Origin of the sequence: Nocardia sp. NPDC020380 (assembly GCF_044386975.1) — a bacterium.
Lineage (GTDB): Bacteria > Actinomycetota > Actinomycetes > Mycobacteriales > Mycobacteriaceae > Nocardia.
Genome location: NZ_JBIRVQ010000019.1, coordinates 147,634 through 154,802, shown reverse-complemented (window position 1 = coordinate 154,802; position 7,169 = coordinate 147,634). Strand labels below are relative to the sequence as shown.

Below are 7,169 nucleotides of genomic sequence, written 5' to 3'. Positions count from 1 at the left end.
CGCTAGTCAGGTGGTCCCATCAGTGGCAAACGAGGTGGTCCCATCCTGCTGGCAAAAACAGCTCCGAAACGGTCCCTTCCCCCTGGCAGCCGACATGTCGCGGCAGCCTATGCGCGAGCGATTATCGCGGGTGGTCGCGGTGTTGTGGGTTGGGTCGATGCCAGCACCGAGAGCTCACTGCTGTTGGGTCTTTCGCGGATTGCTGAACGACTGGGTGTCGCAGACCCTAGCGCCGAACCTGGTGAGACTGCTCGTCGGCTCCGCGAGCATTTGGCCGTTCATCCCGGACCAGCGTTGGTAGTGTTCGACAACGCCCGCGATCCAGATGCTGTGCGGCAGTATGTGCCCGGAATCGGTCACGCCACGGCAATCATCACCAGCACCGATAAGCGCTTCGTCGAACTTGGCAGCCCTATCGAGATCACCTCGTTCAGCCGACAGGAAGCCATCGCGTACCTGCACGAGCGGACGGGCCTTGACGACGTCGGCGGTGCCACATCCGTAGCGGAGGAGTTCGGTGACCTTCCGCTCGCGTTGGCAGCAGCTTCGGCAACCATCATTGCGCGTGGCTATGGGTTTACGCAGTATTTGTTGTTGTTACACAACAGAGTTCGCGACGCTCTGCCACGCCGCCCAGGCCAGGACTACCCCCGGGACGTCGAGGCTGCACTGCTGTTGGCAGTCGACATCGTGTGCACCGAGGACTCATATGGTTTGAACCGCACACTACTCGAAATCATATCGGTGCTCGCGTCCGATGGTGTGAGCAGGCATTTGCTGTATCGGCTGGCAGAGGATCGGTTCGTAGATGCAGCTCTCGAACGGTGCGTAAGCGGCTCGGTATTGTCCTTTTCGCTTTCTCACAGCGCCGTCACCATGCATCCGTTGATCGCCCGTGTAGTCCGTGAACGATTGGCCAGCACGCGGAGACTCGAGTATGTCATCGCAGACGGGCTCCTTTTTCTTGGCCTCGATCTCCACGACTATCGTCCAACGCTGCATCGCACCGGCGTTGTCACTGAGGCATCGGCGCACATTGATGCGTTGTGGTGCAATGCCGTTGGGACAGAGAACCGCGAACTGCTGGCGGGCGTTCTCGATGCTCGCGCCTCGGCGGTGTGGCAGTTGACCAGCGTCGTTGCAAACTTAAGCGAAGCGATAGACCGAGGCGAGCGAACCTTTGCGGACGCCGAACAGGTTCTGGGCGCGCAGCATCCGGTCACCTTGCAGTGCCGACATAACCTCGGTGTGGCGTTTCACTCAGCTGGCCGTGTCCACGACGCTCTCTTCCACCTGGGACAGACCCTTCGAGTGTGCGAAGAAGTGCTCGGGCACGACCACGAACTCACACTCCTCACTTCCCTTCGGTTCAATACAGCATGCCAAAGTGCTGGGTTCGACGTTTGTGAAGCCATGGAGCGGTCCCTCGCGGATTTTGAGCGAGTCCTAGGCTTCGATCACCCTCACACGCTCGTCTGCCGGAGCGACCTCGCGCTGGCCTACCGCGACACAGGACGGTTGGTCGACGCCATCGAGCTCGGAGAACAAAACGTCCGCGATTTCTGTCGTATTCTGGGTGAGCAAGATCCTCAATCCCTCAGTGCTAGAAGCAATCTGGCCTGCGCCCTTACTGCTTCGGGCCGCCATGAAGAAGCGCTGCCTCTGCTCGAACGCGTACTGACAGATCGTCGGCGTGTTCTCGGAACAGACCATCGCGATACGCTCCATTCGGTCCATAACCTTGCCAGCGCCTACCCTCACGTCGGCAGGTTGGACGAAGCCATCGATCTCCTTGAGGCGAACCTCGCTAACCGTGAGCGGGTACTCGGGACAGATCACCCAGACGTCCTTCTCGCCCGGAACAATCTCGCGGGTGCGTATCTCAGCGCGGGTCGGGCCGACGAAGCCGTTGAACTCTTCGCGCGTGCGCTGGCGGACTGCAAACGGATTCTCAGCCCAGGGCATCCATTAACGGCAACCATCCGCCAGAATCTGGATCGAACGGATCCTGCCCCCAATGGGCTAGACAACTCAGCTAGACAGCAAGCTGCCCACGGGGAGTCACCGCTGGCCGACTGACTAACCAGAGACCAGTCCAATACCCTGCGCGGCGATACACAACCGGCCGCCGAACTGACCCTCATTGTCAGCCCAGATAGCATCGGCCAACCCGTTGAAATGTCTTGAGGGATCATCGAAGTCAAGCCCGCCAACGACAACCGGAAGATGATCGGGCACCGCTATGTCATTCAGGAACTGCCGAAGTCGTCCAACGGTCATAGGCCCGTCCACCGCATCCCCTTCATCGATCAGGGAGTCCGCCTCGCCAGCATGCCCGGGTTCCGGACTCCGTACGACGTCGTCGTGAGTTTCAGAACGACTGCCAGTCCACCGGATCTCACGCGGGGCGACGGTATTGGCGACGACCCGCTGCAACTCCGCGAGAGCGGTCAACGTCGCGCCCGCCTCCTGGGCCTCCTCCATCTCATTGCTGCGCGCACAGGCCATCCCAAAGCGGACTAGGCTAGAACCGACGACGGCAGCAAGGCCACCAGCGAACATTACGGGATCGTGAGTGTCGACCGGGTCGCTGATTCGAGAGTCGGCGCTCGGTGGCACCGTCGGATCCACAGAGAATGCCCTCTGCATCCGGAACAGGCGAAATAACAATGGGTGCAGTCGACCTTCGGAGCGACCATGCGGGTGGAAACCCGCATCTGTCTGTCGTTCGGCTGCTTCCAAAACCCCGTCGGCCGCGATGCCGGCGGCCAACGATTCCTGAAGGGCATCGAACATCAGCCGATCGGCGATGCCTGCCAGAGCGGCAGCCAGCCGCAACTTATGAAGCAGTCGCGGATACTCTTCACCAAATCGCGCCGTAATCTCATCGGGCACAAGCCGAATCCCGAATGTGCCCTCCACGATCTGCGCCAAGGTCGTAATCAGTTTCGCAACATCATCCTCGGAACCCGTCATGACTGGGACAATAATGTCTCAGGACCACCAAGGAAGCCTGTATTGGCGCTCTGGGAGGCCACCCAGAACAGCAGTACCTCATCAGGGGCCTGACGCCCTCAGCAGCTCATTTTGAGGTCTCGTCATCGTCATCGGGTTGAGGGCGGCAGCGGTCAAGCGGCACAGGTGAATCTGACGCTAGACCTGCGGGTACATCGCGAGCCCGAATACACCTGCCGATGAGTTTGAACATACGAAGGAGCCGCCGGGTGGGGTTCGCCTGCTACAGCGCACCGTCGGCGATGCCGAGCCAGAGGTAATCACGGGCGCGCGTGACAGCGACCAGCTGGCGGCGGGCGGCCAGCTCGTCAGCATCCTGTTGTGAGGCGGTTCTGCGGCGGGGTCGCTCACCGGGGAGTACTGGACGGAAGACCGCCGGGAATTCGAGTCCCTTGGCACGTTGGACGGTTCCAACCTTCACTGCGTTGACGTAACTGCCGTCGTAATCTTCGAGGAGCTGAGTCGCAATGCCGTCCGTCTTGAGCACCCGTAGGAATCGGTTTGCCTCGGTGTTCGTGCGTGTGATCACGGCGATGTGACCTCTGGGTACCGTGAGCGCCCGGAGGGCAGCAATCAGTGCGGTGTCCAGCTGATCGTCGGGTCCTTGCCATTCGTCGACGTGTCCGCCGTCGAGCACACCTCGTGCATCGCGCAGTGCTACTCCGGTGCCGCCGTCGAGATCGTCGACGGTGTTGCGGGCGTCGATTCCCTTGGCGTAGGCAAGGATCGCGGCTCGGTTGCGATAGTTGACGTCCAAGGTCTCACTGCGGCTGTGGATGTCGAACCCTGCGTCCGACAGCCTCCACCCGCCCGGGTACACCTGCTGCTGGCCATCACCGACGAATAACAAGGAGTTCGGGGTAGTGGCCGCGATCTGTCCGATGAGGCGCAGCCCCAGCAGGGTCACGTCCTGCACCTCGTCGACGGCCACCATCACGTACGGCGGGTCGAGCGGACGCTGCCGGAGCTCGGCCACGGCCGCGCCGATCAGATCGTTCGCGTCGTGGATTCCCCGCTTGCGGCAGATCTTCTTGTACTCTTCGAAAAGTTCCCATACGAGAGGACGTTGGTCTTCCCGGCGTAGCGGCAGGCCCTCTCGACCGGTGCGCACCAGCGCCTTGTAGTCGTCGAACTCGGTGATGCCACGGCCCTTGATCAAGCGGTCGATTTCATCGGCCCAGTATTCGAGGTTGGGCTCGATCCCCGCGAGCGCCCCGTTCTCACCTCCCACATGCGACCAGGCCAGCGATAAGGCCGTGCGTGCTCGGGTGGGCTCCATGCGCATCGGTTTTCCACGCCCACGCAGGAATTGGCTCGCCCAGGCATGGAGTCCGATGAACTCGACGCGATCGGCGACTTCGGGGGCGAGTCGCATGAACGGTGTTCTATGGCATGCGGGGAGGGAACGTACGAAGCTGGTCATGAGCAGCTTGCCGGTGCTCTCCCGCGCGATACGCGCGAGGCGATGCAACGCGACCACGGTCTTGCCGGTGCCAGCCGGTCCGCTGATCCGCGCTGGGCCGTTGTAGTTCGCTCGGACGAGCGCGAACTGATCGGGGTCCAGAAACGACAGCCAGGTGAGTAACGGTTCCGACAGGGCGCGCTCACGTTGGTCGGAGATCGTGTCGGCCTCCTCGAACAATCCCTCTTCCTCGACACCCGGGCTGGTGGCGGCCACGGCAAGATGGACCGGTCGGTACTCGGATTTGTCGGCGATGCTCTTGGCAACTTGCTCGGCGTCACGTTGCTCAAGGACACGGCCGGTGAAGAACGCTCGTCGGACACTGCGTTCATCGGCGACGATCACCCGTGGGTCCACATGCCCCAGATCGGTGCCGACCGGCACGATCAGTGCGACACGAATCGTGTTCGCCACGAACACGTTCGAGCCAACCGCCAGCCGATCTAGGACGCGCTGGGCGCGACCGCGGATGGTATCAATCGTCTGCCGGGTGGGTGCGCTGGTGGTGAACACCAGCGCGAATACTCCGCCGCGGCTGACGAGCAGCGCGTGTGCACGTCCCGCCGGGACATTGACGATGGGGTCACGTAGTAGCAGATGTGCACCGCGCTCCATCAGCATGCCTGCGAACACACTTCGGTAACCCGCAGGAAGGCTGGGCACTGCGTTCAGTACGTCGTAGACGCGCTGTCTCAAGATGTCCTGGGCACGGTCAGAGCTTCGACTCATCATTCCCTCCCTGCCTTGCCAACCCCTTGACAAGATCCTTCACCGATCAGGCTACAGGTGAGTTGGATTGTGATGTAACCAATTGCTCTCTATCGCAGCGCATTTGGCAATCCGAGGCATCTCTGCATCTGATCCTCATGAGATCTTCTGCGGCTGAACAGGTTCGGCGGCAATCCTTGTAACCCGTTGGCCCACAGCATGGTAAATACGATTGGAGTACTCGCGATCGAGAGCAGTGGGGGTCGAGGTGGACGAGCTCGGGCAGGTGGGTGGTCGTGAGAAGCCTTGTCGAATAATGCGATACGAGTACACTCGGCCAGTGGACACGGCCTTGTCCTGGCGTCGCATCTACTTGGATTGCGACGAGCTGCCGATTCGCCACATCGACCTGTCGTTCGGCATCAACTACGTTCGTCGGCCGGTCAAGGACGAACGGCGGGACATCTTCAGGCACTGTTTGGAATGGCCTGCGTTGCTGCCCACCCAATTGAAGGATCTCGTTGCGCTGCTGAACGAGGCGCTGGTGCTGCCGATGAGCGAGGAATTCGATGCACTGCTCGCTCTGGATTGGTACAAGATCCCCGACGATGACCTGCCACCAGAAGTATGGGACAACACCGAGGTGGGTGAGCTGGTCCGACAGGCGAAGTACTTCGTCACCAACACCTCTCGACAGCGGGCCGCCCGGAAGGATCTGGTTCGTCGACTTGCCGACGCAATGGTCCGGCACCCGGCGTTGAACTCCGCCTTCTACGTGGTATCGGTACCCGGACACCAGGGGGACGGGACAAGTACTGGGGAGCTGATCGCGGCAGACCTCGCGGCCCGCACCGGCAAGACCCTTGTCTCCACAACGGGTCAGCCGCGGCCGCAGCGCAAGGACGACCGGAGTGTCGATTTGGTCGGCATGTTCACTTTGCCAATGAAATTGGACGCGCCGTGTGTGATCGTCGACGACGTCTATCGAAGCGGTGACACCATACGGGAGGTCGCGCGAGTGGCCCGGCAAGCCGGCGCACCACGGGTGTACGGGCTGGCCGCAGCCAAGACACTAAGGAGTTAGCCTCGAGTGACATCCGATAAGACCTTGCGAATCCTGGTGGCGTTCGAGCACTTCAGGACACCAGCCAAAGTGACTAGGGCACTGCTCGACCCCGACCCCGAGATGTTGCGGCAAGTGTGGCGGGAAATGGCGGGTTCGACCCGTGCCGCATTGAGCCGCAGGTCAGAGGAGTTGGCCTCCCGCGGCGTGACAGCGGTTGGTGCGGACGATCCGTGTTTTCCCCGAGCACTGGTGGTCAACGACCGTCCCATCGCACCTGCCCTGTTCTGCATTGGCGCAAGCCAACTCTTGACGGCGCAGGGAGCCGGGATTTGCGGAGCCCGAAACGCGTCAGTCCTGGGTCTCAAAGCTGCCCGTGTCAGCGGAGAGGAGGCCAGTAGCCGCGGGCTGACGGTCGTTTCCGGATACGCCAAAGGTGTTGATTCCGAGTCTCACCGTGCCGCACTCGAGAACGGTGGTGCCACGATCTTGGTGCTCGCCGAAGGCATCGATCACTTCCGCGTCAAGCGCGACCTCAGCCCGTACTTCGACCCCGAACGTGTCCTTGTCATCTCGCAGTTTCACCCTGGACAGCCGTGGGCTACCCACGCCGCTATGACTCGGAACCGCTTGATCTTTGGGCTCGGAATGGCGCTGATAGTCATCGAGGCTGGCGAGCGTGGCGGGACCCTGGCTGCTGGGCAAGAAGCACTCAAGCGCGGTCGACCGGTCGTCGTCGTCAACTTCGGCGATGATGCCCCGCCGGGAAACCACATACTCATTCAAGCGGGCGCACGTGTTGCAACGTCGCGGCGTGAGCTCGGGGACGCTCTCGGCATGGTCGTTGCCCAAGCGAAAACTCTGCCGGAGCAGGGCAAGTTGCTTTGAATTGCGGGGGCGTCCGGGTAGATCCTGACATTC

General features: G+C 61.6%; 5 protein-coding genes. 3 read left to right on the top strand and 2 right to left on the bottom strand.

Going from position 1 to position 7,169, the window contains the following annotated elements; genetic code table 11:
* Positions 1–300: 300 nt before the first annotated feature.
* A complete protein-coding gene (locus tag ACH438_RS40135; protein WP_397015329.1) occupies positions 301–2,079 on the top strand; it encodes a tetratricopeptide repeat protein in 1,779 nt (592 codons plus the stop codon).
* Here the strand turns inward: ACH438_RS40135 and ACH438_RS40130 are convergent, their stop codons facing one another.
* Positions 2,080–2,976 carry a hypothetical protein gene (locus tag ACH438_RS40130; RefSeq protein ID WP_397015327.1) on the bottom strand — a complete coding sequence of 299 codons (897 nt, stop codon included), beginning with the start codon at positions 2,974–2,976 and terminating at the stop codon, positions 2,080–2,082. It abuts the gene before it with no gap.
* A gap of 262 nt (positions 2,977–3,238) precedes the next feature.
* Entirely contained in the window at positions 3,239–5,098 is a 1,860-nt protein-coding gene (locus tag ACH438_RS40125; protein ID WP_397015325.1) for a UvrD-helicase domain-containing protein, read from the bottom strand.
* A gap of 427 nt (positions 5,099–5,525) precedes the next feature.
* Between ACH438_RS40125 and ACH438_RS40120 the strand changes: the two genes are divergently transcribed.
* Both ACH438_RS40120 and ACH438_RS40115 read left to right on the top strand, forming a co-directional pair.
* Positions 5,526–6,269 carry a ComF family protein gene (locus tag ACH438_RS40120; protein ID WP_397015323.1) on the top strand — a complete coding sequence of 248 codons (744 nt, stop codon included), beginning with the start codon at positions 5,526–5,528 and terminating at the stop codon, positions 6,267–6,269.
* A 6-nt stretch (positions 6,270–6,275) separates the two neighbouring features.
* Complete coding sequence (locus ACH438_RS40115; RefSeq protein WP_397015321.1) at positions 6,276–7,136, top strand: DNA-processing protein DprA; 861 nt, start codon at positions 6,276–6,278, stop codon at positions 7,134–7,136.
* The last annotated feature ends 33 nt before the right edge of the window (positions 7,137–7,169 follow it).

Coding starts and splice junctions, on each gene's coding strand:
- ACH438_RS40130 (WP_397015327.1), bottom strand. CDS start 2,976: ATGACGGGTTCCGAGGATGATGTTGCGAAACTGATTACGACCTTGGCG.
- ACH438_RS40125 (WP_397015325.1), bottom strand. CDS start 5,098: ATGCTGATGGAGCGCGGTGCACATCTGCTACTACGTGACCCCATCGTC.